At 66.5% G+C, this 22,868-nt stretch carries 27 protein-coding genes and 1 pseudogene; 10 read left to right on the forward strand and 18 right to left on the reverse strand.

Annotation, left to right across the window (positions count from 1 at the left end; genetic code table 11):
• Positions 1-669: a class I SAM-dependent methyltransferase gene (locus NJ376_RS03335; RefSeq protein WP_252951804.1), complete on the forward strand. Its 669-nt coding sequence runs from the start codon at positions 1-3 to the stop codon at positions 667-669.
• Entirely contained in the window at positions 663-1,205 is a 543-nt protein-coding gene (locus NJ376_RS03340) for a hypothetical protein (protein ID WP_252951805.1), read from the forward strand. Before NJ376_RS03335 ends, NJ376_RS03340 begins: the two co-directional genes overlap by 7 nt.
• Positions 1,206-1,227: 22 nt before the next feature.
• On the opposite strand, the gene NJ376_RS03345 is transcribed toward NJ376_RS03340, so the two are convergent.
• The 7 genes from NJ376_RS03345 to NJ376_RS03375 form a co-directional block, all read right to left on the reverse strand.
• Positions 1,228-1,731 (reverse strand): hypothetical protein, encoded by a 504-nt coding sequence (locus tag NJ376_RS03345; RefSeq protein ID WP_252951806.1) that lies wholly within the window; start codon positions 1,729-1,731, stop codon positions 1,228-1,230.
• A 114-nt stretch (positions 1,732-1,845) separates the two neighbouring features.
• Complete coding sequence (locus tag NJ376_RS03350; protein ID WP_252951807.1) at positions 1,846-3,378, reverse strand: ATP-binding protein; 1,533 nt, start codon at positions 3,376-3,378, stop codon at positions 1,846-1,848.
• A gap of 11 nt (positions 3,379-3,389) precedes the next feature.
• Complete coding sequence (locus NJ376_RS03355) at positions 3,390-5,456, reverse strand: AAA family ATPase (protein ID WP_252951808.1); 2,067 nt, start codon at positions 5,454-5,456, stop codon at positions 3,390-3,392.
• Positions 5,456-5,644, reverse strand: a complete 189-nt coding sequence (locus tag NJ376_RS03360; RefSeq protein WP_252951809.1) for a hypothetical protein — start codon at positions 5,642-5,644, stop codon at positions 5,456-5,458. Before NJ376_RS03360 ends, NJ376_RS03355 begins: the two co-directional genes overlap by 1 nt.
• 50 nt (positions 5,645-5,694) lie before the next feature.
• Positions 5,695-6,831, reverse strand: a complete 1,137-nt coding sequence (gene dndC, locus NJ376_RS03365; RefSeq protein ID WP_252951810.1) for a DNA phosphorothioation system sulfurtransferase DndC — start codon at positions 6,829-6,831, stop codon at positions 5,695-5,697.
• A gap of 142 nt (positions 6,832-6,973) precedes the next feature.
• The gene (locus tag NJ376_RS03370) at positions 6,974-7,390 is read right to left on the reverse strand and encodes a hypothetical protein (protein ID WP_252951811.1); all 417 of its coding nucleotides are present in this window, start codon (positions 7,388-7,390) and stop codon (positions 6,974-6,976) included.
• The gene (locus NJ376_RS03375; protein ID WP_252951812.1) at positions 7,387-7,758 is read right to left on the reverse strand and encodes a hypothetical protein; all 372 of its coding nucleotides are present in this window, start codon (positions 7,756-7,758) and stop codon (positions 7,387-7,389) included. Before NJ376_RS03375 ends, NJ376_RS03370 begins: the two co-directional genes overlap by 4 nt.
• Here NJ376_RS03375 and NJ376_RS03380 point away from each other — a divergent pair.
• The 4 genes from NJ376_RS03380 (at position 7,735) to NJ376_RS03395 (ending at position 11,076) form a co-directional block, all read left to right on the forward strand.
• A complete protein-coding gene (locus NJ376_RS03380; protein WP_252951813.1) occupies positions 7,735-8,169 on the forward strand; it encodes a hypothetical protein in 435 nt (144 codons plus the stop codon). The genes NJ376_RS03375 and NJ376_RS03380 overlap by 24 nt on opposite strands.
• Positions 8,170-8,281: 112 nt before the next feature.
• The gene (locus NJ376_RS03385) at positions 8,282-9,259 is read left to right on the forward strand and encodes a Bug family tripartite tricarboxylate transporter substrate binding protein (RefSeq protein ID WP_252951814.1); all 978 of its coding nucleotides are present in this window, start codon (positions 8,282-8,284) and stop codon (positions 9,257-9,259) included.
• A 4-nt stretch (positions 9,260-9,263) separates the two neighbouring features.
• Complete coding sequence (locus tag NJ376_RS03390; protein ID WP_252951815.1) at positions 9,264-10,250, forward strand: NADPH:quinone oxidoreductase family protein; 987 nt, start codon at positions 9,264-9,266, stop codon at positions 10,248-10,250.
• 19 nt (positions 10,251-10,269) lie between these two features.
• Positions 10,270-11,076, forward strand: a complete 807-nt coding sequence (locus NJ376_RS03395) for an enoyl-CoA hydratase/isomerase family protein (RefSeq protein WP_252951816.1) — start codon at positions 10,270-10,272, stop codon at positions 11,074-11,076.
• On the opposite strand, the gene NJ376_RS03400 is transcribed toward NJ376_RS03395, so the two are convergent.
• From NJ376_RS03400 to NJ376_RS03410, 3 genes are all read right to left on the reverse strand, one after another.
• Entirely contained in the window at positions 10,994-11,842 is an 849-nt protein-coding gene (locus NJ376_RS03400; RefSeq protein ID WP_252951817.1) for an IclR family transcriptional regulator, read from the reverse strand. The genes NJ376_RS03395 and NJ376_RS03400 overlap by 83 nt on opposite strands.
• Positions 11,843-11,921: 79 nt before the next feature.
• Positions 11,922-12,911, reverse strand: coding sequence for a Bug family tripartite tricarboxylate transporter substrate binding protein (locus tag NJ376_RS03405; RefSeq protein ID WP_252951818.1), 990 nt, complete (start codon positions 12,909-12,911; stop codon positions 11,922-11,924).
• A 6-nt stretch (positions 12,912-12,917) separates the two neighbouring features.
• Positions 12,918-13,901: a Bug family tripartite tricarboxylate transporter substrate binding protein gene (locus tag NJ376_RS03410; protein WP_252951819.1), complete on the reverse strand. Its 984-nt coding sequence runs from the start codon at positions 13,899-13,901 to the stop codon at positions 12,918-12,920.
• Between the two features lie 53 nt (positions 13,902-13,954).
• On the opposite strand from NJ376_RS03410, the gene NJ376_RS03415 reads away from it, so the two are divergent.
• Entirely contained in the window at positions 13,955-14,821 is an 867-nt protein-coding gene (locus NJ376_RS03415) for an enoyl-CoA hydratase/isomerase family protein (RefSeq protein ID WP_252951820.1), read from the forward strand.
• 6 nt (positions 14,822-14,827) lie between these two features.
• Here NJ376_RS03415 and NJ376_RS03420 read toward each other — a convergent pair whose 3' ends face one another.
• The 4 genes from NJ376_RS03420 to NJ376_RS03435 are packed head-to-tail and all read right to left on the reverse strand — an operon-like array spanning position 14,828 to position 18,399.
• On the reverse strand, positions 14,828-16,000 hold the full coding sequence (locus NJ376_RS03420; RefSeq protein ID WP_252951821.1) for a CaiB/BaiF CoA transferase family protein: 1,173 nt from the start codon (positions 15,998-16,000) through the stop codon (positions 14,828-14,830).
• Positions 15,997-16,482 (reverse strand): MaoC family dehydratase, encoded by a 486-nt coding sequence (locus NJ376_RS03425; protein ID WP_252951822.1) that lies wholly within the window; start codon positions 16,480-16,482, stop codon positions 15,997-15,999. The genes NJ376_RS03420 and NJ376_RS03425 overlap by 4 nt, the downstream gene beginning before the upstream one ends.
• Before the next feature lie 2 nt (positions 16,483-16,484).
• A complete protein-coding gene (locus NJ376_RS03430) occupies positions 16,485-17,630 on the reverse strand; it encodes an acyl-CoA dehydrogenase family protein (protein ID WP_252951823.1) in 1,146 nt (381 codons plus the stop codon).
• A gap of 4 nt (positions 17,631-17,634) precedes the next feature.
• Entirely contained in the window at positions 17,635-18,399 is a 765-nt protein-coding gene (locus NJ376_RS03435) for an SDR family oxidoreductase (RefSeq protein ID WP_252951824.1), read from the reverse strand.
• A gap of 154 nt (positions 18,400-18,553) precedes the next feature.
• Here NJ376_RS03435 and NJ376_RS03440 point away from each other — a divergent pair, with 154 nt between their 5' ends.
• The 3 genes from NJ376_RS03440 to NJ376_RS03450 are packed head-to-tail and all read left to right on the forward strand — an operon-like array spanning position 18,554 to position 20,999.
• The gene (locus NJ376_RS03440; RefSeq protein ID WP_252951825.1) at positions 18,554-19,414 is read left to right on the forward strand and encodes a helix-turn-helix domain-containing protein; all 861 of its coding nucleotides are present in this window, start codon (positions 18,554-18,556) and stop codon (positions 19,412-19,414) included.
• 14 nt (positions 19,415-19,428) lie between these two features.
• Positions 19,429-20,571 carry a CaiB/BaiF CoA transferase family protein gene (locus NJ376_RS03445; protein ID WP_252951826.1) on the forward strand — a complete coding sequence of 381 codons (1,143 nt, stop codon included), beginning with the start codon at positions 19,429-19,431 and terminating at the stop codon, positions 20,569-20,571.
• The gene (locus tag NJ376_RS03450; protein WP_252951827.1) at positions 20,568-20,999 is read left to right on the forward strand and encodes a PaaI family thioesterase; all 432 of its coding nucleotides are present in this window, start codon (positions 20,568-20,570) and stop codon (positions 20,997-20,999) included. Before NJ376_RS03445 ends, NJ376_RS03450 begins: the two co-directional genes overlap by 4 nt.
• Positions 21,000-21,412: 413 nt before the next feature.
• Here NJ376_RS03450 and NJ376_RS03455 read toward each other — a convergent pair whose 3' ends face one another.
• The 4 genes and pseudogenes from NJ376_RS03455 to NJ376_RS03470 form a co-directional block, all read right to left on the reverse strand.
• On the reverse strand, positions 21,413-21,862 hold the full coding sequence (locus NJ376_RS03455) for a GIY-YIG nuclease family protein (RefSeq protein ID WP_252951828.1): 450 nt from the start codon (positions 21,860-21,862) through the stop codon (positions 21,413-21,415).
• Positions 21,859-22,269, reverse strand: coding sequence for a ParB/Srx family N-terminal domain-containing protein (locus NJ376_RS29130; protein ID WP_370287808.1), 411 nt, complete (start codon positions 22,267-22,269; stop codon positions 21,859-21,861). Before NJ376_RS29130 ends, NJ376_RS03455 begins: the two co-directional genes overlap by 4 nt.
• The gene (locus tag NJ376_RS03465; protein ID WP_252951829.1) at positions 22,259-22,600 is read right to left on the reverse strand and encodes a site-specific DNA-methyltransferase; all 342 of its coding nucleotides are present in this window, start codon (positions 22,598-22,600) and stop codon (positions 22,259-22,261) included. The genes NJ376_RS29130 and NJ376_RS03465 overlap by 11 nt, the downstream gene beginning before the upstream one ends.
• Positions 22,601-22,620: 20 nt before the next feature.
• A pseudogene (locus NJ376_RS03470) lies at positions 22,621-22,868 on the reverse strand (integrase core domain-containing protein); the annotation flags it as partial.

Raw genomic sequence — 22,868 nt, forward strand, 5'->3', positions numbered from 1 at the left:
TTGAATCTCTTCGAGCAGCGGGGGTCGGCGCAGACGCTGCCCGCGTCCGTCCAGCGGGACATCCGGTGCTTCTTCGGCAGCCAAAAGGCCGCGGTTGAGCGGGCGCGGAGCGCATTGTTCGAGAGCGGTTCCGCCGAGCACACGGCGGCGGCAGCCGCGCAGGCAGCGACCGAAGGGTTGGGTGTTTTAGCCGCCAAGGACGGCGACTACACCTTCCATGCCTCGCTCCTGCAGCAGCAGCCCGCGCCGCTTCGCATCCTCCTAGGTTGCGCCGAGCGGCTAGAGCCCATTTCCTCCAACGTCGACCTGCTAAAGGTTCACGGCTCGGGCCACCGCGTGAGCTATCTCCGCTTCGACGATTTCGCCGGGCGCCCGCTCCCGGTCCTTGCCTGGCGGCTCGTGGTGGATCTCCGGCGCCGACGCGCCGAGGACGTGCCAGTTGATGGCCCCGAAGGCCGACGCGTCCTGCTCGGTAAGGCGCGGCTTATGCCGTCCGACGCGCCAGGGCGCGACCGACAGGAGCGCTTCGATAGGGTCCTCCGCAGCCGGGGCGTGCTGGTCCAAGAAGGTCTGGGGCCGGGCACCCATGCGCTAGCACGCCGTCTTGCGGCCGCAGGCATTGTCAGGCGTGATCGGACGTCCGGCGAGCCGGAGGCGGATCGGTGCTGAGCGTCGACTTGGATGCCCCGTGCGGGCGCTTCCTGCGGCTGCGTGACCTGGTCGAGGCAGGGGAAACATGGCAGCGGACCCGCGTGCCCAATCTCCCGGAGAGGCCTGAAACGATTTTGTCGATGCACAAGCTTGCGGAGGAGATCCTGGACCCGGTGATCGCCGAGTTCGGGCCGCTGGAAGTGACCTACGGCTTCTCGTCGCGCGCGCTGGCGCGCATGGTGCCGGGCCGCATAGACCCGACGCGCGACCAGCACGCTGGACACGAGCTCAAGGAAGACGGAACACCGATCTGTTCGCGCCTCGGCCAAGCCGCCGACTTCCGCATCGAGGGCATCTGTTCCGGGCAAATTGCACATTGGATCGTCAATCGGCGAACCTTCGACAGGATGTACTTTTATGGTGCGGATCGGCCCCTCCACATCAGCATCGGCCCTGAGGAGAAGCGAGCGCTGGTGACGATGCTGCCGGGCCCGAGCGGGCGGCGGGTGCCGCAGGTGCGTCCGTTGCGCTGGCTCGCAGACCGGTTTGGCTAGCGCCCCAAGTTATGCCGCCACATCATGCGGGGTCGTCCAGCCGAAGGCCTACTCTCTCCAACACCTCCGCATGGGTCTGCGGCGGCAGGTTCCGTTCGAGGAGGACCCGGGCCGCCTCATCAATCGTGCGCGGCCTGTCCCTCAGCAGGGACAACGTCCGATCGTCGAAGCCCGCCTCGGCATCGTGCTTGCTGAGTGCGCCGGGGCGCGCGTTTCCTCCGCTGTCGAATAACGCGTCGCGATTCTCCGACTCGATCCGCCAGATGCCGTCTCCCTCGAGTCGCGCGAAGGGGTCAGCCACACGAGCGCGGGTACCGGTGGGGCCGTACGTCTGCGGGAGAGGAGTGAGGACGCGCTCTGCATCCCGGTATTTTACCCGGTCCCGGCCGTGGTGCTTCAGCTGCGCGAGCGCGTAGAGGAGGAGCAGCGGCTTGTGCGGCGCCCGACGCCCCATCGCCGAGAACTGCCGGAGCTTACCTAGCTGCTCGAGGAACTCTGTGGCCCTATCCTCCGGTTTCTTGACCATGCATGCCTCCCGCGGACCGGCCTAAGCGGAGCACCTACGCGCGCAGATCTCGATTACCCCTTAGCAGGGGCATGGCACTGCGGCCGATAACGAGGGGCGCTGGACGCACGCAACTCATGGCCGCCAGGCGATGAGACGACGCGTACGCGCCTCCGTCCTGATCCGGCAAAGCGCCTCCCCGACCGCCAATTCAGCAAGCGAGGCACCGGCGCCGAAGATGGTCCTCGTGGGCCCAGCCTTGGCCTGCGTGTTGAACGCGAGCGTCAGACCCATGTTGTCCAAGAACCCATCCTCTTCGCCTTCGAAGTCGTCCGGTGACTGGGAGACCAGCATGATGACGCCGCCCTTCGAGCGGCTCATCCGGATCAGATTGCTCAGCGCCGGGAGCCGGGTTGCCAGAATCACGTGCGCCTCGTCCAGCATGCACACGTGCCGAAGCGCCCGCCGCCCTTCGACCGTCGGGGAGTCCGGCTGCGAGTTCAGCCAACGGTCCAGTGCATCGAGTGTCAGATTGATAACCAGCCTACGGACCTCGGCCGTTCCATCCTGCGGTAGCCTGATGACCCAGCTCCGTCCGAAGAACTCGGCCGGGGACATCTGAGGGGTGAACAGGGTAAACTGCGTCAGCTCGTTCAGCGTGGCTGTCAGCTCGTCTGGCTTTCGGTTCCGCCGCTGATACTCCAAGGCGAGCGCGCGCGAGACGTCGGCGAGGGTGGCGGGCCCGCTGCCGGGCCGCGCTCGGAGCGTTTGGAGCACCGCCTCACGCAACGCGTCCGACTGCACGCCGCTGAGTTTCGAGCTCTTCACCCGCCCGATGGACTCGCGGATGCGCCCCGCCGCCTCGCGAAGGCCCATCTCGTCCGCAACCTGGACCGACAGCACGTGCAGGGGGACAGGCGTCCGCGGCGGAGACACCACCTCGGCGCCGATGTCGGGCGCAAGCTTATCCGACAGGTCTCCCTTGAAATCGAAAGCAAGGATCGGAACCGAGCCGAAGGACCTGAGCCGCTTCAGCATCGTCAAAGCTGTGTAGGTCTTACCTGAGTTCGTTCCGCCCATGATCGCCATATGCGGGCTGCCGCCAGGCGTGTTGAGCGGAAATGTGACGGGCTCGCCGGTCTGGGCGTCCTCTGCGACCGGGCCGACGGGGAGCACGACGGCGGCGGCGAGCGTGGCCGCCTCGTCGGGGTCCCCCTGGCGGTGAGGGCGGTCGGGGTCGCCGGCGGCGAGGCTCGCGAGATCGGCGAGGCGGGTAACAAAGGCGGCAAGGCTACCGTTCGCCTCTTCCCAATCCTTGGTCAGCAGGTCGGCGCCGCGCCGCCAATGCGCGGAGACGAGTCCCTGAAAATCCTTGCGGCTAAGATTGGTCCGCCCGGATCGCTGGGTGATCAAGGCGAGCCACGCCGCCGGGTCGCTACCGTCGCCGAAGAGCTGCTGGCCCCGGATGGCGCCGGCCGCTTCGTCCTCGTCGTCGGGGAGGGGAGGATCAGGAGGTTCGGTCTGGGAGAGGGAGCGGGCGATGGCCAGCCTAGCCGCAAGGTACCGCACCTTGTAGCCGAGTCTCTTGAGCAGCTCCGAACACTGGGCGTCCGCCGCCCGCGTGGTCCGGTACTGCGCGTTGGTGATGTCCATGACGCCGAGGGGCATGGCCTGAAGCCTCAGACAGTATCGCGTTCGACGGAGGTGACGGCGACCCCGTCGTCGCTGCGCACACGCAGCTGGTAGGCTGCTAGGATCCGGTCGCTGATGGCATCGAGCTTGTCGCCCACTACTTCCTCGTCGGTGGACAGGAGGATCACCTGCCCAGGCCGGTCAGTGAAGGTTTTCAGGACACCGAGTCGCTGGTCCCTGCTGAGGCGTGCGAGAGGCGTATCCACAACAAAGGGAAAATCCTGTCCGCTGACGTGCGTCACCGCCCAGATAAGGGCTTGGGTGAAGACTTGGCTCGCCCCGGCGGACTTCTCGATCTCGTGCAGGTTTTCGCCCTTCCGGTTGAGCATCTTGACGTCGCAGTCTGGCGTGATCTCGATTCGATCCACGCGGTCGGACATGTGGGCCATAGACTTCCAAGCCTTCGTCATGGCCTCGGCGACCGCCCCGACCTGCGTCGGTATCGCGTCCTCCAGAATGTCATCGATAAGGCGAGCCACCGCCTCTGCCTGTGTGGCCTTTCGGAGCACAGGTGCACCGCGCCCGATGCTGTCTGTGTAGCGGCCGAACTCCTGCCGCTTCGATCCGAGTTGGCCTTCGAGGGCCGCCGCTGCCCGCTCAGCGGTGTCTCGCTGCAGCCTGAGCCGCCCGATTTCCTCGCTCACCTCCTTTAGCCGAGCGCTGAGGCGCTCCGCCTCTGGGGCGCTTTGCTCCAGCGAGAGCCGCTCCCGCTTCTTAGCATCCGCAGTGTCAGCCGACGATCGGATGGTTGCCACGATTGCGCTGAGCTCCGCGACCGATCGTCCGCCGACGGCGATGAGCCGCTCGACCGCCTGCATCCGCGCAGCACCCATCAGGCCCGCGTGGAGATAGCCTTCGGCACACCCTTCCGGTGCGGGGTGCCATAGCGCGTGCCAAGCCTCTCGCACCTCGGCAACGACGGTGTCGCGCTGCTTCGCTTCGATTGGGGGCTTGAGAGCATCCAGGCGCCGCGAGAGATCGGCGACATACCGGTCGAGATTGGCGTTACCCTGGTTGCGACCCGCCTCCCAAGCCTCGCGGGTCTCCTCCGCACGCAGCCGCGCGACCGTCTCGTTCCGCAGCGTCGGCCCAGCGAGGGCCAGGGCCACGTCCTCGGCCAGCAGCTTCATAAGGCTGTCAGTGGCGCGGTCAGCCTCCGCCCGGAACCGCTCCTCCTCCCGGATAAGATCGGCGACCATCGCCATGGTGCCTTCTCCGCCGCCACCAAGCCGCTGCACCAGCTCGTCGCTTTCCGCCTCAAGGGCGGGCAGCAGGGCGGTTGCCTCGGAAAGCTTCCGGCGCTCCTCCACAATTTCGGCTTCGAGGCGGGCGATATCGGCCTCCACGGATCGGACCTTCTCGTCCGATGGCGCCGCGGCACTGGCCCTCTTTGCCTGAGCGTACTTCTGCAGCGACTCCCTCAGGCTCTTCAGCACCGGTAGCCCGAGGAGACCTTCGACGCCGAGCCGCACCTGACCGGACATGCCGCGGCTTGCGTACCGCTGTACCTGCTCTCCATCGAACAGAAAGAACTCCGCTAAAGGCGCGGGAAGGCAGGTCTGCGCGATGAAGTCCCGGTACCAGCCGTCGCGGTCGGTCACCGCCGCGGGGGGCGCAACAGGGCGGCGCCCCTGGCCCTCGAAGATCAGCAGCTCATCATCATAGAGCTTGTGCTGCCCGTTGGCGGAGAAATGCCACTTCCGAGTGAGAGTTATCGGGTCACCCTCGGGGTCGTCGAACTCCAGAGTCACGGAGCAGCTCTGGCGCCCCTGCGCGATCGCACGCCGGTGCAGCACGCCGGCCAGGAACTGGCTGTAGGTCACCGCCTGGCGGTCGGACAGATCGCCGTTGGTTGCAACGCGTGCCCTCGGCACCAGGAACAGACCCTCCCGACCGAACAGGCCAAGCGTCACCGCCTCAAAGAACGAGGTCTTTCCGTGCTCATTCGGCCCGCGGACGAGGATGACATTGCGTCGGCCCTTCGGGATTGGGAACTCGAATCGCGCATGGCGGTAGGACCGCCAGTCCCTAAGCTCGACCGCTCGGAGGTGCATTAGCCCTGTTCCTCGGGTGCCGCCTCGTCGAGGATGCGGTCAAACTCCTCCCAGAGCCCTGCCTTGCGCCTCTTCCCCTGCTGGTCGAGTTCGGCCTCGATTAGCTCCTCGAGCACTCCGATCCGGATCCCGGCGGCGCGGCACTTCTTCCTGACCAGCGCCCGGCCCTCTTCGCTGTTCAGCAGCACTACGATGTTCCGCGGCACTCTGCCCCCCAATGCCGTCTCAGACCCTTACTCTAGCCCGCAGCAGAACGCTCGGCCCCGTCCAGGGCGTCCTTTGCCCAAAGAGCGCGGATACGATCCACCTCCGACGGCATGATCAACTGCCGCCCGACCCGCTCCTGCAAAGCGAGCAACCTAGTAAGTATTTCCGCCCTCGTTGCGAGCGTAAAGGGGCCAGGCACGTGGACCCCATTCGGCGCGATCAGCACGCGGCCGTCCCGCCGCCGGGCAAGCCGCCGCTCCGGGTCGTTCCGAATCGAAACAAGCCAATCTCGGAAGTCCAGGAGGGGCGTGAACTCGCCGAACCCGGCCTCAACGAAGCCCGCGAGGCTACGATCCTTGTCCACCACCGTGCAGGTCCAGCACCCGAACCGGGACGACGTCGTGCCGCAGGAGGGGGCATCGGACTTGGCTGTAACCACTGGGCACTCGCCGCCCCCAGCGTCACGATACAGCTTAATCAGGCGAGCGTGGCTGCCTCCCCAGGGCGGGTTCTCGGTCCCGAGGAACTCCCAGACGTCTTCGGTCGAGAGCTCAACGATGGGGCGGAACACCCAGCAGCCCTGGAGGTCGTTGTGCCGGTTGAGTCGTTCGCCGTTGTCGTAGCGCGCGACCGTCCCGGCGCGCGTTGCGCTTTCGTCACGGCGGACTCCCAGGAGGAGGACAACCTCGCCGGAGGCGTCCACCTGCTGGCGCACGTACCGGCTAGTAGGCTGGATCTTCATCCGATCTGTGCACCACCGGAAGGTGCGGTTCGGCGAGGGATAGCCGCGGCCGATCATGTTCACCCAAAAGGTGTGTTCCGGATCGGGAGCGGTGGTCGCTACGGTAACCGGCAGGTCGAAGGCGGAGGCCGCGTTCCGCATCTCGTCCTGGACCGCCCGGATGTGCGCGATGACCAAGGGGCTCTCGACCAGTGTGTCGTTCGCGACGATATGCACCGGCCGACGTCGCGCGCTGCGCGGAAGCGACAAGAGGTGCTCGAACACAAGGTGGGCGACGAGGGTGCTGTCCTTCCCGCCGGAAAAGCCCACGATCCAAGGGAGAGCATGGGACGCCGCGTACTCGTCCGCGATCGCCCTCCGGATATCGCTCCAGGGGGCCTCGCCCGAGTCTGCCGCAAAGAGGTCTGTCGCCGCTGCGATTCGCATAACTGCACTATGGCGCATTGAGGGGCTTTTGGCGACATAGAATTCGAGGAAATTTAACCACCAAACCTAAAGCACATCAGGAACTGGCGACAATATATCACGATCAATTACTTTGCTTTGGCACGCTGAACCGGGGGTAAATTTACGAAGACGAGGTGATATTCAAACCCGAACCACGACACATAATCCTTCGCTGATCATCCCATTCTGCTGGCAACCCATCCGAAGAGTGTCTCCAAGCAGCCATAGATACCTGCTCACCGTTCAGGATCGCCTCCACGATCTGCGGTGCCAGCAGCGTCAGCCGCAGCAGCGACCCGAGGTATCCACGCTCGATTCGCTCAGCCGCCGCCATCTCGCTGATCGAGGCATACCGCCCCTCGTCCAGGAGGCGCTGGTAACGGAACGCCCGCGCCAGCGCCTTTACCAGGGCCGGGTCGGCCCGCGTTGATAGGGCCGTCTCGCCGCCATCCCCTGCCGCTGTCACCACCGTCTGCCGCCCCGGCCGGCGCCGGATCGTCAGCGGGACCCGGACAGTGATGCTGGTCGCCACCGTCATGCCGCCACCCTGAGCGCCTCGGGCGCGACGGCGGTCAGGTCTCGGACGAGGCCGGCCAGTCCCTCCACGCGGAGGCGGATATCCGCTCCGGCAGGCCCGACCACCACCCGCTCTACCAGAGCCCGGACGATTCGCGCCTGTTCCGCCGGAAAGAGATCGCCCCATAGCGGGTCGAGACGGGCCAGGGCCTCCCGGACTTCGCCCTCCTTCAGGTCCGGTACCTCGGCGCGCGCCGCGAGCCAAGTGCCGGCCACCACCTCCGGCTGGCGCAGCAGGGCGCGGACTTGGTCCACCACCGCGGCCTCGATCTCCGCCGCCGACACGCGGCGCACGATGTCGGAGCTATGGGTGTCGGCATTGCGCAGCACCGCCTGGCCGAGGTGGTGGCCTTTGCCCAGATCGGGATTGTCGGCTTCGATGGGCAGATCGAGCTCGAGGCGCTGCGGCTCTACGGCCTGCCGGAGCACGCCCCGGCGCTGCTCTGCGGCACGCCCACCCTGCCGGTGGGCCCGCGCGAGTTCGCCGCGGAGATCGCCTGGGACCTGCCGAACCTGGTCCCGGGTGCCACCAGCCTGCTCGATGTGGCCGTCACCGGCTGCCGGCAGGGCGATCTGGCCGACGCGGCCCTGGTCTCCTCGACCCGCTTCATCGAACTCGACGCCGCGGCCTGGACCAACAACACGGTCCGGGTGATGGCGCGCAACATCTCACCGTCCGCTACCTTCGATCTGGGTCCGGCTACGCTATCGGTAGCGGTGACGAAGCGGCGGGTGCCGTGAGCCGGATGGCCGGCTGACGGCCATATTCTCCGCCACGTATGTGCTTTTCGCAGTCGGCATCCGTTCCGCGGCGACGCAGTGGTGGTAGCCAAAGTGTCCGGGAGGATCACTCATGCGTCGCTCTGCCTGCACCATCCTGGTGCTTCTTGCCCTGCTGATGGCTCCCTTCGCCAGGTCGCGAGCCCAGGATGCGCCTTGGCCGACACGGCCGATCCGCATCGTCATGCCCTTTGCGGCGGGCGGAGGAACCGACATTACCGCGCGGTTCCTCGCTCAGCGGCTGACGGAGAAGCTTGGCGTCAGCGTGGTGATCGAGAACAGGATCGGGGGTCAGGGGAACATCGGTGCGCTCGCCGTCGTTCGCGCTGCGCCCGATGGCTATACGTTACTCTACAATACATCCTTCGTCGTCACTTCGCCCGCGCTGACACCCAACATAGCCTATGACTGGCAGCGCGATCTTACGCCGGTCGTCGGCGTGGCGAGCGTGCCGTTGATCCTGCTCGTGCATCCGTCTCTGCCAGCACAAAGCCTGGCTGAATTCGCGGCCTTGGTCCGCCGCCCGAATTCAGATCTCTCCTATGCCTCAGCTGGGATCGGCAACACCACGCATCTCGCTGCGGCGCGGCTGCTGTTGGAACTGCAGGGGAACGCCACGCACGTACCCTATTCGGGCGGGGCACCTGCCTTGACAGACATCGTCCGCGGTGTCGTGCAGTTCTACATGGACACCACGAACACGGCGGTTCCCTTCGTGCGGAATGGAACCGTCCGCGCCCTCGGCATCGCGTCGGCTCAGCGTGTGGCGAGCCTGCCCGACGTGCCGACTATTGCCGAGGCGATAGCGCCCGGATTCACCGCCGAATCATGGCAAGGCGTGATGGCGCCCACCGGGACACCGGAGGCGATCATCCGCCGCTTCTCGTCAGAGATGCTTAACCTCCTGACAGAGCCTGCCGTGATCGAGCGTCTTGCTCAGAGCAGCACCATCCCGATGGCGATGCCGACCGCCGAGTATCGCGCCTTCCTGGAAAGCGAAGCCGAGAAATGGCAGGCCGTAATCCGTGCCGCCAGTATCCGGTTGGAGTGACGCCATGCCCAAAGCTGTCCTGTGTCGCGTCCTAGAAGGACCAGCCGCGCTGCGCCTTGAGGAGGTGCCGCCGGCTGGCCCGCCCGGGCCGAGCGAAGTCCGCGTGCGGATCCATGCCGCCGGGTTGAACTTCCCGGATCTCCTCATGGCTGCCGGCCGCTACCAGTTCAAACCACCTTTGCCGTTCGCGCTCGGGCGGGAAGCCGCGGGTGTGGTGGATGCGGTTGGAAGTGGCGTGACGCGGTGCCGAACCGGCGACCGTGTCCTGCTCAATCTCAGCCACGGCGCCTTTGCCGAGGAGATCGTTGCGCCTGAGCACACGGTGCGACTGATACCCGCCCCCTTCACCTTCGCCGAGGCAGCCTGCTTCCACGTCGCCACGGCTACAGCGACCAATGCGCTGCTGCAGCGCGGACAACTTGCGCCTGGCGAAATGCTTCTCGTTCATGGCGCCGGCGGTGGCGTTGGCTTAGCCGCTGTGGAGGTGGGCAAGCTGCTGGGCGCAACTGTCATCGCCGTCGCCGGTGGGGCGGAGAAGCTCGCCGTCGCGACAGCCCATGGCGCCGACCATGCGATCGACCATAGCCGGGAGGATTTCCGCGAGCGGGTGCGTGAGATCACCGAGGGTCGCGGCGCGGATGTCGTTTTCGACCCCGTCGGTGGCAATACCTTTGATACCTCGTTGCGCTGCATGGCTTTCGGAGGGCGCATCCTCATCGTCGGCTTCGCTGGCGGCAGGATCCAACAGATCCCTGGCAACCAGCCGCTCCTGAAATGCATCAGCGTGGTTGGTGTCCAAGCCCTGACCCATGCCGAGCGCGATCCCGCCGTCGGCGAGGCTTATGAACGCTGGATGTACGGTCATGCCGCACAAGGCCGGCTGCGTCCGCACATCTCTCACAGCCTGCCTATGGCGCGCTTTGCCGAGGCGCTCGACCTGCTTGCCTCGCGCCAGGCTATCGGGCGCGTCGCCTTGACAATGCAGAACTGAGCTCACCAGGAGATCCCGCATGACGGACCGCTATGCGCGCTACCAGCGCCTGCTCTTCGATCGCCCGCATCCGCGCGTGCTGCGCATCACCATGAACAACGGTCGGATGAACACCGCCGACCAGCAGATGCATGCCGAACTGGGCGAGGTGTGGCGCGACATCGACACCGATCCCTCCGTCTCCGCTGTGCTCCTCACTGGCGGACCGAAGGTTTTCTCGGCCGGTGGCGACATGGCACTGGTCGAGGCCATCGCTGACGATTCCGAGACCCGCGCACGCAACTGGAAGGAAGCGCGGGACATCGTCTACAATGTCATCAACTGCTCGAAACCAATCGTCAGCACCATCCGGGGTCCGGCCGTGGGCGCGGGGCTGGTGGCGGGGCTCCTGGCCGACGTGTCCATCGCGGCGAAGGATGCCCGTATCATCGACGGGCATACCAAGCTCGGCGTCGCCGCCGGCGACCATTGCGCTATCATCTGGCCGCTGCTCTGCGGCATGGCGAAGGCGAAATACTACCTGTTGCTGTGCGATGTCCTTAGCGGCGAGGAAGCGGAGCGCATCGGCGTGGTCAGCCTCGCCGTCGATGATGCCGAACTGGACGCCAAGGGGCTCGATGTTGCGACACGTCTCGCGGAGGGTCCGCCATCAGCCATCCGCTGGACGAAATACGCCCTGAACAACTGGCTGCGGCAGGCCGGACCGACTTTCGACGCCTCGCTCGCGCTTGAGTTCCTTGGCTTTACGGGGCCTGAGGTGCGGGAAGGCGTCGCCGCGTTCCGCGAGAAGCGGAAGCCGGCCTTTCCGGCCCACTGCCCGCTCTGATGGCCGCGGGTGGCGGCGCTGCGGAAACCCGCGCCGCCGCTTCCCGTACCAGAGCTTTGTGGCGCTCCACATCGCGACGAAAGCGATCGGCCGGCGCGCCGATCAACAGTGCCGTCGAGACGCCGCCGTCGGCATCGAAGACCGGCGCCGCGCAGCCGGCGGCGCCGAGTATGGTCTCCTCGATGGTCACGCATACGCCCTCGCGCCGCACATCATCGAGGATGCGACGCAAGGCCGCCAGGCTCGTCGTCGTGTGCGGCGTTAGCCGCTTGATCTGGGTGCGCTTCAGGTAGTCCTCGCGCCAGGCCTCGTCCTGGAACGCAAGCAGCACGCGCCCGGCCGATGACGAATGCAGCGGCCGCATAGATCCAAGCTGCGGCACGTAGCGCACCGGCTGCTCGCTCGGGATGATCTCGACGTAGGCGACAAGGCCAAGTTCACGCTCAATAGTGGTCAGATGCACCGTCTCGCCGCTCTTGCGTGCTAGCCATTCCATGGCGTTCCGGAGCTGGGCCGACTGGTCGCGCGCAGCGAGGATGGTGTTAGCAAGGCGAAAGGCCGCTGGGCCAAGCCGGTAGCGGCCGTCGATATGCGTCAGATGGCCCTGCGCGACCAGCGGGCGAAGCAGCAGCAGCAGGCTGCTTTTGGGGCTGCCCAGCGCACGGCTTAGGTCGGCGAGCGCCAAGCCATCCTTGCTGCCCGCCACGGCTTCGAAGAGTCCGAGGACGCGGAGCAGGGAGCGGGGGGTGCCATCCAGCGTCGTCATGCATTAATTCCCTGGCCGCAGTCATCGCGGCCCTGCTTCTTTTCCTAGCATCGGAATGCGCCGAACCCAAGGCGCGCGGCTATTCCATCGTCATCCCCGTCGCCTGGATGATCGGACGCCACTTTTCCAACTCTTGCCACATATAAGCGGCGGTGCTGACCGGTGTCGAATCCGGCACCGGCTCCACCGAGACCGAGCTCAGGAAAGCCTGGAAGTCCGGCTCCGCGACCACGCGCCGTACGGCATCCTGCAGGATGTCGATGATGGGCTGCGGCGTGCCGGCGGGCGCGAGCAATGCGTTGTAGGTGTTGGCGACCATGTCCGGCACGCCGAGTTCGATCGCGGTCGGCACCTCCGGCGCCGCGGGTGAGCGGATGCGGGAGAAGTTGGCGATGATTCGCAGCCGCCCTTCCCGGTGATGGTTCAGCGTCGTCGCGAAGGTGTCGATATAGATCGGGACATGCCCGGCAAGGAGGTCTTGCAGCGCCAGCCCTGCGCCACGATAAGGCACTTGGGTCATCAGCACCCCGCCGGCTTGCCGCATCAGGAGCTCGGCCGTGAAGTGCGCGATGCCGCCGGCCCCGGAGGAGGCATAGTTGATGCTGCCCCGCGGAGCACGGCGTACCAGTTCCAGCAGGGCGGGTAGGGATTGTGCCTCGAAGGAAGGGTGTACCGCCATGACCATCGGCACCTCGCCGACCAGGGCGATGGGAGCGAAGTCCGCAATGGGGTCGAAGGTCGGTCGCCGCATCAGCGTCGCTGCAATGGCGTGGCTGGAGGAAGTGGCGAGCATCAGCGTGTAGCCGTCCGGGCGGGCCCGAGCGACCTCGGCGCTGGCGATGGTGCCGCTGGCCCCGGTGCGGTTTTCGACGACTATCGATTGCCTGACGACGCTGCCGAGCCGGTCCGCCAGGCGCCGCGCCACGATGTCGGTCGGCCCGCCGGCCGCGAAGCCGAGGACGAGCCGGATCGGCCGGTCCGGAAAGGTGCCCTGGGCCAAGACTGCGCCGCGACCATGCAGGGCGAGCGTGCCGAGTGCGGCCGCGAACAGAAGGTGTCTGCGGTCCATCGGGCCCTACTCCATCGACAGGCCGGTCGCCTGAACGACCGGACGCCACTTCTCAAGCTCGCTGCGGATGAAGACCATGGTCCGCTCCGGTGTCGGATCGGGGAAGGGGTCGACCAGGTTCGATGCCATGAAGGCCTGCATGGTCGGATCGGCGAGTGCGGTGCGCACGGCGCCGTTCAACGTCGCCAGTACGGACGCCGGCGTGCCGGCGGGGGCGAGCACCGCATTGTAGGTGTTGGAGACGACGCCGGGCAGTCCCTGCTCCCTTGCCGTGGGCAGGTCGGGCAGATAGGGGGAGCGCTGTTCGGCGAAGGTGGCGAGGATGCGGACCTGCCCGCCGCGATAAGGCTCGGCGATCGAGGCCATGGTGTCCATCACGATCGGGATGTTGTTGGCGAGCAGATCCTGAAGCGCCGTGCTCGCCCCGCGGTAATGCACTGGGGTGAGTTTGATGCCGCGCGCCTCGCGCTGAAATAGTTCGCCCGACAGATGTGCGATGCCGCCGGCGCCCGAGGTGCCGTAGCTGAGACCTTCTGGTGCGTCCTGCGCGACCCGCAGGAAATCCTGCAGCGTCCGCGCCGGGAAGGAGGGATGCACGGCGAGCGCCATCGGCACCGTGCCAAGCACGGCGACGCCCGCGTAGTCCTTTACCGGATCGAAGGTCGGACGCCGCATCAGCGTCGCGGCGATCGCGTGGCTCGAGGAAACGGCGACGATCAGCGTGTAGCCATCCGGCCTCGCCCGCGCGACCTCCGTCGCGCCGATCGTGCCAGCCGCACCGGTCTTGTTCTCCACGACCACGGACTGCCCAAGATGTGCACCAAGACGCTCGGCGAGACGACGGGCCATGAGGTCCGTCGGGCCGCCGGCTGAAAAGGCGACCACTAGGCGGATCGGCCTTTCGGGATAGCGATCCTGGGCGAGTGCTGGGATCGTCATGATGCTGCCAGCCGAACCCGCGAGGCCGCGCAGCACGGTACGTCGCTTCATTGTCGTTCCTCCCGTCTTGCAGGGTCGCTGCCCGCGATAAGCGTTCGTAGCGTATGTTCATCATGATGAACAGCGTTCTTGATTTTTGCGTGTCGGGCTGGCAGCCTCGGGGGCACCGGGCGAAGGAGTGGAACGGCATGGATCGGGAAGCGCGGACCGCAGCGTCACGGGACGGACGGATTGGTGTCATCGAACTGGCGCGGCCGACGGTATTCAACTGCCTGTCGGTGCAGAGTTACGACGAGATCCTTGCCGCCCTGCGCGACTTCGAAGGAGATCCCGCCATCCGCGTCGTGCTGATTCGTGCGCAGGGTAAGCATTTCTGTACGGGCGCTGAACTCGGCGAAGTGAAGCGGATGCGCGCGGAGGACACGGCGCTGCGCCATTTCATCGCGCATGGCCATGCCGTCCTCTGCGCGCTGGAAGCGAGCCCGCTGCCGGTCGTCGCCGCGGTGCATGGGCTGTGCCTGGCAGGGGGGCTGGAACTCGCCATGGCCTGCGACGTCGTCCTGGCCGCGGCCTCGGCGCGCTTCGGCGATCAGCATGCCCAATTTGGGCTAGTACCCGGCTGGGGCGGCACGCAGCGCCTGCCGCGCCTGGTGGGCCTGCGCCGCGCGCTCGACCTCATGTTCAGCGCCCGCTGGATCGAGGCGACGGAGGCCGAACGGTGGGGGCTGGTCAATCAGGTGGTCGCGGACGAGGCGCTGCAGGACGCAGCGATCGAGTATTGCCGTGCCATCGCGGAGCGCAGCGCGCCGGGCCTGGCGTTGATGAAGCAGTTGGCACGGGGCGGCCTGGAGGACAGCCTAGCCGAGGGGTTGGCGCAGGAGGCCTCTGCGGTGGTACCTGCCCTGCTTACGCCGGATGTGGAAGAAGGTCTCGCCGCCTTCGAGGGGCGGCGCAAGCCCGTCTTCGGGTGACGCGCGTCACGAGGCGAGGCGCGCTGCCGCAGCCTCCGGCACACCGGCCTCGCGCAGGACCTCCTCCGTATGTTCACCGAGCCGCGGCGCCAGCCGGCGGATGCTGCCCGGCGATTCCGAGAAGGATGTCGGTACGGCGGTAGTGATCATCGCCCCTTCGCTGGGGTGTTGGACATGCTGAAAGTAGCCAGTCTCGACGAGGTAAGGATCGTCGAACATGCCATCGAGGGTCAGCACCGCCCCGTTTGGAATATCGGCGGCATCCAGGCGCCGCTGCCATTCCGCCGTGGTGCGCGTCGCCATCACTGCGGTCACGATCTCATAGAGTGCGGCGACGTTGAGCGTGCGCTGCGCCAGCTTCGCGAACCGCGCGTCGTTCGCGAGATCCGGCCGCTCCATGGCAACGAAGAGCCGCGCCCATTGCTCGTCCGTGTTCGCCAGCAGGCAGATGTGCCCGTCGGCGGTCGCATGCGGACGCCGGAACGGCGTCAGCATGCGCACATAGCCAAGGCCGAGCGAGGTGTCGTCCAACGTCGCGCCCCAGAGATGCTCGACCATGTTGAAGCTCAGCATGGTCTCCAGCATCGGGACGTGAACTTCCTGGCCGACGCCGCTGCGTTCGCGCCGGTAGAGCGCCATGCCGATGGCCGAGGCGAGGGCGAAGCCGCAGAACTTGTCGGCGATCACCATGGGCACAAAGCCAGGCTTGCCGTCGCGCCGGGCATGGAGGTCGGCAATGCCACTCATGCCCTGGATCACGTCGTCGAAGGCGGGCTTGTCGCGCCAGGCGCTATCCTTACGGAAGCCGGTCGCCGCCGCGTAGATCAGCCGCGGATTGCGCGCAGTAAGTGTGGCGTGGTCCAGGCCCAGCCGTTCCGCTGCACCGATGCGCATGTTGTGGACGAAGACATCGGCACCGTCAATGAGCGTCAACAGCGCCTGCAGCGCCTCGGGCTGCTTCAGATCCAGCACCACGCTGCGCTTGTTGCGGTTGGTGTTGAGGAAGAAGACGCTCATGGCCGGGCTACGGCTTGGCCCCATGACGCGGATCGGGTCGCCCGTGGGCGGCTCGACCTTGATTATGTCAGCCCCCATGTCGCCCAGCACCTGGGTTGCCACCGGGCCGAGGATGTTGACCGTGAGATCGATGACCTTCACGCCCGCGAGCGGTCCGCTCATCCGCCGCTGCTCCGCGCTTTGATCATGCGGGTCGGCGTGTAGGTCAGCGCTGTGCTGCCATCCTGCTTCACCACGCGGTTGAAGGTGGTGACGATGCCGCGATCCGGCCGCGACTTGGAGCGTCGGCTTTCCGTCACCTCCACCTCGACATGGATGGTATCCCCGGCGAAGACCGGGTTCTCGATCTTCAGTTCCATCCCAAGGAAGGCGTAGCCGGTATGCTGCATGGTCGCGTGAACCAGCAGGCCTTCGGCAAAGCAATAAACCAGTGACCCCGGCGAGAGCCGACCCTTGATGTCGCTCTCGTGCTTGAGGAACTCCATGTTGGTGAACAGCACCTCGGTCATGCCGGTGCAGTTGATGAAGGCGACGATGTCGGGCTCCGTGATCGTGCGGCCGATGGTGCGGAACTTCCGCCCCACCGGCATGTCCTCGAAGAACTGGCCGAGCCCGAGCACGGGCAGGTCGCTGCTGGCGGTCATGGTCAACGTTTCCCTGGGCCGATGATGTTGCGCGCGACGATGTTGCGCTGGATCTGGTTGGTGCCCTCGATGATCTGGAGCACCTTGGCGTCGCGGAAGTAGCGGTTAATGGGGAACTCGTTCGAGATCCCGGCCGCGCCGAAGAGTTGTACCGCGTCGGTAGCCACCTTCATCGCGGTGTCGGTGGCGAAGCATTTGGCCGAGGCAGCGAGCCGCGCCATCTCGCCGCCCCGCAGCCCATCATCGACGGCCGCGGCTGCGGCATAGACGAGCTGCCGCGCCGCCTCGATCTGGATCGCCATGTCGGCGACGATCCAGCGCACGCCCTGGAAGTCCGCGACCGACTGGCCGAACGCGCGGCGATCCTTAATGAAGGCGACGGCGTGGTCCATCGCGCCCTGCGCACAACCGAGCGCGCGCGCGGCGATCAGTGGCCGCGACTGGTTCAGCGCCTCCATCACGTCCTTGAACTTGCCGCCCTCGCCGCCTAGACGGTTCGCAGCCGGCAGGCGCACATTGTCGAGAAAGATGGCGTAAGAGGGCACGCCACGCGCGCCCATCTTGTCTTCCTTGCTGCCGACGGTGAAGCCCGGCATGCCCTTCTCAATGATAAAGAAGGATACTTCGTCGCCATCATCCACCTTGCAGGCGACGAGGACGAAATCCGACACGCCGGCGTTGGTGCACCAGATCTTGCCGCCGTTGACGATGTAGTCCCCACCGTCGCGTCGCGCCCGCGTGCGGATGCCCGCGACGTCCGATCCCGATTGCGGCTCGGTTAGCGAAAAGGCGGCGCGCAGTGATCCATCGGCGAGGCCAGGCAGCAGCCGCGCCTTCTGCTCCGGCGTGCCACCGGCGAGTATGGCGCCGAGCGGCGCCCACTGCACCAGCAGCAGATAGGCGGTATTGTAACAGACACGGCCGAGTTCCTCGATTGCGACGACCGCGGACAGCAGGCTTCCTGACCCGCCATGCTCCGGCGGGAACGGGAGCGTGAAGAGACCGAGCTCCTTCAGCAGGTCGAACATGTCCTGCGGGTATTCGGCGGTGCGGTCGATCTCGGCGGCTCGTGCGGCGACGCGCTCTTGCGCGACGCGACGCACCAGGTCGCGGACCTCGATCTGATCCTGTCCCAGGGCGAAGCTCATGGCGTCAGCTCATCGTCAGACCGCCGGAGACACTGATTGTCTGTCCGGTCATGTAGGCCGCGTCGTCGGAAAGCAGGAAAGCGATGATGCCGGGATAGTCCTCCGGCTGGCCGAGCCGGCGCAGTGGTATGGCGCGCGCCAGCCCCTCTGCGATCTTGCTGCCGGAGGGCGAAGCGTTGCGGAAATTGTCGAAGAGCGGCGTCTCCGTAGGGCCGGGGCACAGCACGTTGAGGATGACGCCCTTTCGCGCCATTTCCCGTGCCATGGTCTTGGTGAACGCGATGACGCCACCCTTGCAGGCTGAGTACACGGACTCTCCCGACGACCCGACGCGACCGGCGTCAGAGGAGACGTTCACCACGCGCCCGAAGCCCCGCTCGGCCATGCGGCGCAGCACGACATGGTGCATCACCAGCGGGCCATAGAGATTGATGCGGATGACCTTGTCCCAGAAGGGACGGTCGGTCTCGAGGAAAGGGATCGGCAGGTCCCAACCCGCCACGTTGGCGAGCCCCTCCACCGGGCCTTCCGATGCCTCGAAGGCGTCGACCGCGCCCGTTACGGCATCTTGGTCGGCGATATCGGTGGCATAGGCGATGATCCTGCCTGGCAAGCCTCCGGCGAGGCGCACCGTCTCGGAATTGCCGTCCGCATTCAGGTCAAGGCTGGCGACGATGCAGCCCTCCTCGGCCAACCGCAACGCCGTGGCGCGGCCGATGCCGCTGGCGCCCCCCGTCAGAACGACCCGTCGTCCAGTCAAACCGCGCACATCGTTTCTCCCCCGTCCGGCAGGGCGGACCCCGCCATCCTGCCGCGTCACCTTGACGGCGGCATGGCCGTGTGTTCGTAATATAGAACATCGTTCAGTAACCAGGCTAGCCCCAAAATCGACGGGCTAGCCCGGACGCATCGGGGAGGATCGGATGAGCGCAGCGCTGATGACGCAACCGCATGCAGCGATGCGGGGCGCAGCGGCGCGCCGCAATCCGCTAGTGAAATCCGCAGCCCGCGTGCTGGAGATCCTGGAGTTCTTCGACACGATCCGTCGACCGGTCGGGGCGCAGGAGGTCGCGGAGGCGCTGGGCTATCCCACATCGAGCACCCAGGCCCTGCTTCGGAGTCTCGCGGCGCAGGGCTACCTGGCCTGGGACGCGAGGTGCCGGCACTACTCGCCCACGCTGCGCGTGGCCCTCCTCGGCGGCGGCTGGATCGTGCCGGAGCTATGCGGCATGCCGCCCTTGCGCGCTCTGGTGGATGGCCTCGCGCAACGCAGCGGTGGAGACGTGGCGGTGATGGCGCGCAACAGGGATGTTGCCGAGGCCATCGTAGCGAGTGTTGGGCGCGGCGGCTCCCTGGCAGGCCGACGTGATTGCCTCTCCGAAGGCGCGTCCGGGCGCTGCCTGCTCGCCGCGGAAGACGACACCGTCATCCGTCGTCTGCTGCATCGGTTGAATGCCGAGGCCGCGTCACGTCATGCTTCGCCCGCGGATGTCGCGAGCTTTTTGCGCGGCGTGGGGTTGGCGCGTCGCCGTGGCTGGATCGCGCTTCGGGATCCGCGCGACAGCCGTCTAGGGCATATCGCCATGCGGTTGATGGCGCGGGGCGCTCCGGACCTTGTCCTCCTCCTCAGCGTGCCCGCCACCGGGCTGGAAGGGCGCGTGTCCGCATTGGCCAGAACGATGCGCGATGAATGTGAACCTTGGCTGCGGCGTGATCCACCGTCGCCGGCCCCTGGCACGGACTGGGCAGGCGGGCCGCCGGTGCCCCTGCGGTCCGCCGGATGAACAAGGAGAACAGGATGGGACCCCTCGCCGGCGTTAGGATCATCGAACTCGCGGGCATTGGTCCCGCGCCGATGTGCGCCATGCTGCTCGCGGATCTCGGCGCCTCGGTGCTACGCATCGACCGGCCGGATCCGCCCGAACTCGGCTTCAAACGGCCACTTCGCTTCAACCTACTATTGCGCGGTCGTCAAACCATCGCACTCGACCTGAAGCAATCGGCGGCGCGTGACCTGGTGCTGGAACTCGTCGGCAAAGCCGATGGGCTGATCGAGGGTTTCCGGCCCGGCGTGACGGAAAGGCTGGGCCTTGGGCCCGAGGACTGCTTCGCTCGCAATCCGCGGCTGGTGTATGGCCGGATTACCGGCTGGGGGCAACAGGGGCCGCTCGCACAGGCAGCTGGGCATGACTTGAACTACATCGCGCTGACCGGTGCGCTGCATGCAATTGGGCGTGAGGGTCAGCCGCCATCGCCGCCGCTCAATGTCCTCGGCGACTATGCAGGCGGGTCGCTATACTTGGCTGTCGGTATGCTGGCGGCAGTGATCGAGGCGCGAACCTCTGGCAAAGGCCAGGTGATCGACGCTGCCGTAGTGGATGGCACCGCGCATCTGATGGCTACCTTCCATGGGCTGCTGGCGGCCGGCCTCATCCGCGAGGAACGTGGCGTCAACCTGATGGATTCCGGCGCGCCCTTCTATGATTGCTATGCCTGTGCCGATGGCCGCTTCATATCGGTGGCCCCGATCGAGGGACGGTTCTTCGCGGAGCTGCTGCGACGCCTCGGCATCGAAGCCGGGGAGGTGCCGCCGCAATCCGACCGATCGCGCTGGCCGGAATTGCGTCGCCGGCTGGCGGAGACTTTCGCCACACGCACACGCGACGAATGGTGCGCGGTGCTGGAGGGCAGCGACGCGTGCTTCGCGCCCGTGCTGACGATGGAGGAAGCCGCGCGCCATCCGCACATGCGGGCGCGGCAGACCTATGTAGAGATCGATGGGGTCGTGCAGCCTGCGCCTGCACCGCGCTTCAGCCGCAGCGTGCCGAAAACGCCCGCTCCGCCGAAGCCCGCTGAAGCGCAGGACGCCGTTGAGGCGCTCGATGGCTGGCTCGCTCACGAGCGCGTCGAAGCGCTGCGCGGCGCCGGTGTCCTGCCATGACGGCGGATTCCGTCGCGCGGCTACAGCGGTTGGTGGACCGTAGCCCGCATAATTCCTGGCTTGGTATGCAGGTCGTGGCTGCGGGTGCGGACGGCGTGGAGATCCGTGTCGCCTGGCGGGAGGAGTTCATCTCCGCCCCCGAACGGCGTGCTGTGCATGGCGGCGTGCTGGCCGGTCTGGTGGATAGTGGCGCTGTCTTCGCCGTCATGGCCGCGGCGGACAGCCTCGCGGCCACGGTCGACCTTCGGGTTGATTACCATGCGATTCCGGCTTCTGCGCCTTTGGTAGTGAAGGGCCGTCTCATTCGGCAGGGGCGCAGCCTGTGTACGGCGGAGGGGTACGTGTACGACGTGAAAAATCAGCTGGTGGCAAGCGGACGTGCAACGGTGATCGTGCTCAAGCCGAAAGTTGATGCGTCGAGCGACTAATTCCGGAGTGCCGGCGCCCAGAGAGTTTCGTTCCCCGGTTCCCACCGTTGCTCCAGTCGGTCTCCTCACAACCTGTCTCTCCTTTCTAGGTCACCGCGCTGAGGCGCAGGTTTCCTGCGGTTTTCCGCCGCGGCCTTGATGGTGCAAGGGCGGAACGAGGCCGAATTTTCTCTCCGAAATGCCGGAGTCTCTCCAGACCTTGAGGGTTGGCCGATTTACCCAACAAGGTCCAACGCCTTGTTTTTGCGCCATCTATGGCGCGCCTCCCCTGCTCGGATTCAGCATTTCCATTGCCTGAGCAAAGAATCGGAGAACGGAGAATCTCGCTTCGGCCCCGAGCTAGTGGGACACGGACGCGCCTGAGATCGTATCCCGAGCCGTTATTAGGCGGCCCTCTTCGGTACGATCTTCCCCTAGGCTATGTCGTAGCGATGTCTGACAATGCTGCCGTCCAGGAGCATCTGGATCGCCTGCTCGATGACCGGGAGGGGCAGGAGGAACCACTCACGGGGGCGGAAAGGCTTGCCGAAGCGGTCCATGATTTCGATGTCCAGGCGGGCGACATCGAAGAACCGGTGCAGCAGGTTCTCAACCTTGTTCGCGTTCAGGTTCACGGTGTCATACGTCCGCACCGGATGGACCGGGGCCAGCAGGAAGGTCGGGTCATCCTGAGCGCGAGCAATGCGCTCCTCGAAGCGCCCTGCCGTGAACCCGATTTTGAACAAGCTGCCGTCGAGTTTCTTGACCTCCGGGAGCGCCGATAGGCTCTTCACCACGTAGAGGCAGCCCGTTACCCGGTCCTTCGGAGAACCGGCCATCATGCTTGGCCGGCAGCATGGACCCGACGAGGCGGCGGCCTTCACGCGCCTGCTCGAGCTCGGGGTGCTGCTGCAGGCGCTCGGCATCGAGCCGGCGAAGTGGAATCGCGCCGACCAAATGCGCGTCTCGGCAAGGCGGCCGCGCCGCCTGGATCTCCTCGCGACGGGTTCCAGGTGGTGGGCATGACCGCGACGCTCGACGACATGGCCGGCGTCGCGGAGAGCCGGATCGCCGGCACGGTGTCAAGGCCCAGCGCCTTGGCGGCCAGGACGCGGCCGTGGCCGGCGACCAGCACGCCAGCATCGTCCACCAGCACCGGGACGTTGAAGCCGAACTCGGCGATCGAGGCGGCGAGTTGCGCCACCTGCGCCTCCGGGTGCGTCCGGGCATTCGCCGCATAGGGCGCGAGCGAGGCCACCGGCATCATCTCGACGCAAAGGTCAGGCAGCATCGGCGATGGCCTCCACGCGCGCCGCAGCGACGGCGTCGTAGTCCCGCCCATCCTCGGCCAGGGTGACCGACAGGTCCGGGTGCAGCGGGCGCCAGCGGGCGATGGCCAGGTCGACATAGGCCGGCGCGAGTTCGATGGCCCGCACCCGCCGGCCGGTTCGCTGGCCAGCCAGGATGGTGGTGCCGGAGCCGGCAAACGGCTCGAACACCACCTCGCCCTCGTCGGTGTAGGCCTGGATCAGGAACTCGGGCAGCGCGACCGGGAAGACCGCCGGATGCTCGGTCTCGATGCCGCGGCCCTTGTGCCGGGTGACCCTGCTGGCCCCGGACATTGTCGAGGCGATCCTGAATGCTAGCTGTTTGGTTTCGGGATTTGGTGGTGCGGGTCATGGATGAACCTGGACGGCTCCTCTGTCCAGGCTTTGCAGATAGCTTCGGGGGGTGTGAGGCCGGGTAGGGTCTTCAGCCGGCGGGCGAAGTTGCAGGCGATGATGACGTTGGCCAGGTGCTGTCGGAGCTGCTGGTGGCTCTCGTAGTGGAACCGCTTGACGGTGGCCTCTTTGATGGTTCGGTTCATTCGCTCGACCTGACCGTTGGTCC

This window comes from Siccirubricoccus soli (assembly GCF_024178315.1).
In the GTDB taxonomy this organism is placed as follows: domain Bacteria; phylum Pseudomonadota; class Alphaproteobacteria; order Acetobacterales; family Acetobacteraceae; genus Siccirubricoccus; species Siccirubricoccus soli.

What these genes read in the sequence shown, in the direction of transcription:
- NJ376_RS03355 (WP_252951808.1), bottom strand. Translation starts at nt 5,456, where the DNA reads ATGCACCTCCGAGCGGTCGAGCTTAGGGACTGGCGGTCCTACCGCCAT.
- NJ376_RS03350 (WP_252951807.1), bottom strand. Translation starts at nt 3,378, where the DNA reads ATGCCCCTCGGCGTCATGGACATCACCAACGCGCAGTACCGGACCACG.
- NJ376_RS03420 (WP_252951821.1), bottom strand. Translation starts at nt 16,000, where the DNA reads ATGAGCGGACCGCTCGCGGGCGTGAAGGTCATCGATCTCACGGTCAAC.
- NJ376_RS03410 (WP_252951819.1), bottom strand. Translation starts at nt 13,901, where the DNA reads ATGAAGCGACGTACCGTGCTGCGCGGCCTCGCGGGTTCGGCTGGCAGC.
- NJ376_RS03415 (WP_252951820.1), top strand. Translation starts at nt 13,955, where the DNA reads ATGTTCATCATGATGAACAGCGTTCTTGATTTTTGCGTGTCGGGCTGG.
- NJ376_RS03385 (WP_252951814.1), top strand. Translation starts at nt 8,282, where the DNA reads ATGCGTCGCTCTGCCTGCACCATCCTGGTGCTTCTTGCCCTGCTGATG.
- NJ376_RS03370 (WP_252951811.1), bottom strand. Translation starts at nt 7,390, where the DNA reads ATGACGGTGGCGACCAGCATCACTGTCCGGGTCCCGCTGACGATCCGG.
- NJ376_RS03400 (WP_252951817.1), bottom strand. Translation starts at nt 11,842, where the DNA reads ATGACGACGCTGGATGGCACCCCCCGCTCCCTGCTCCGCGTCCTCGGA.
- NJ376_RS03380 (WP_252951813.1), top strand. Translation starts at nt 7,735, where the DNA reads ATGGGTGTCGGCATTGCGCAGCACCGCCTGGCCGAGGTGGTGGCCTTT.
- NJ376_RS03345 (WP_252951806.1), bottom strand. Translation starts at nt 1,731, where the DNA reads ATGGTCAAGAAACCGGAGGATAGGGCCACAGAGTTCCTCGAGCAGCTA.
- NJ376_RS03450 (WP_252951827.1), top strand. Translation starts at nt 20,568, where the DNA reads ATGACGGCGGATTCCGTCGCGCGGCTACAGCGGTTGGTGGACCGTAGC.
- NJ376_RS03430 (WP_252951823.1), bottom strand. Translation starts at nt 17,630, where the DNA reads ATGAGCTTCGCCCTGGGACAGGATCAGATCGAGGTCCGCGACCTGGTG.
- NJ376_RS03390 (WP_252951815.1), top strand. Translation starts at nt 9,264, where the DNA reads ATGCCCAAAGCTGTCCTGTGTCGCGTCCTAGAAGGACCAGCCGCGCTG.
- NJ376_RS03440 (WP_252951825.1), top strand. Translation starts at nt 18,554, where the DNA reads ATGAGCGCAGCGCTGATGACGCAACCGCATGCAGCGATGCGGGGCGCA.
- dndC (WP_252951810.1), bottom strand. Translation starts at nt 6,831, where the DNA reads ATGCGAATCGCAGCGGCGACAGACCTCTTTGCGGCAGACTCGGGCGAG.
- NJ376_RS29130 (WP_370287808.1), bottom strand. Translation starts at nt 22,269, where the DNA reads ATGCTGCCTGACCTTTGCGTCGAGATGATGCCGGTGGCCTCGCTCGCG.
- NJ376_RS03425 (WP_252951822.1), bottom strand. Translation starts at nt 16,482, where the DNA reads ATGACCGCCAGCAGCGACCTGCCCGTGCTCGGGCTCGGCCAGTTCTTC.
- NJ376_RS03465 (WP_252951829.1), bottom strand. Translation starts at nt 22,600, where the DNA reads ATGTCCGGGGCCAGCAGGGTCACCCGGCACAAGGGCCGCGGCATCGAG.
- NJ376_RS03405 (WP_252951818.1), bottom strand. Translation starts at nt 12,911, where the DNA reads ATGGACCGCAGACACCTTCTGTTCGCGGCCGCACTCGGCACGCTCGCC.
- NJ376_RS03395 (WP_252951816.1), top strand. Translation starts at nt 10,270, where the DNA reads ATGACGGACCGCTATGCGCGCTACCAGCGCCTGCTCTTCGATCGCCCG.
- NJ376_RS03445 (WP_252951826.1), top strand. Translation starts at nt 19,429, where the DNA reads ATGGGACCCCTCGCCGGCGTTAGGATCATCGAACTCGCGGGCATTGGT.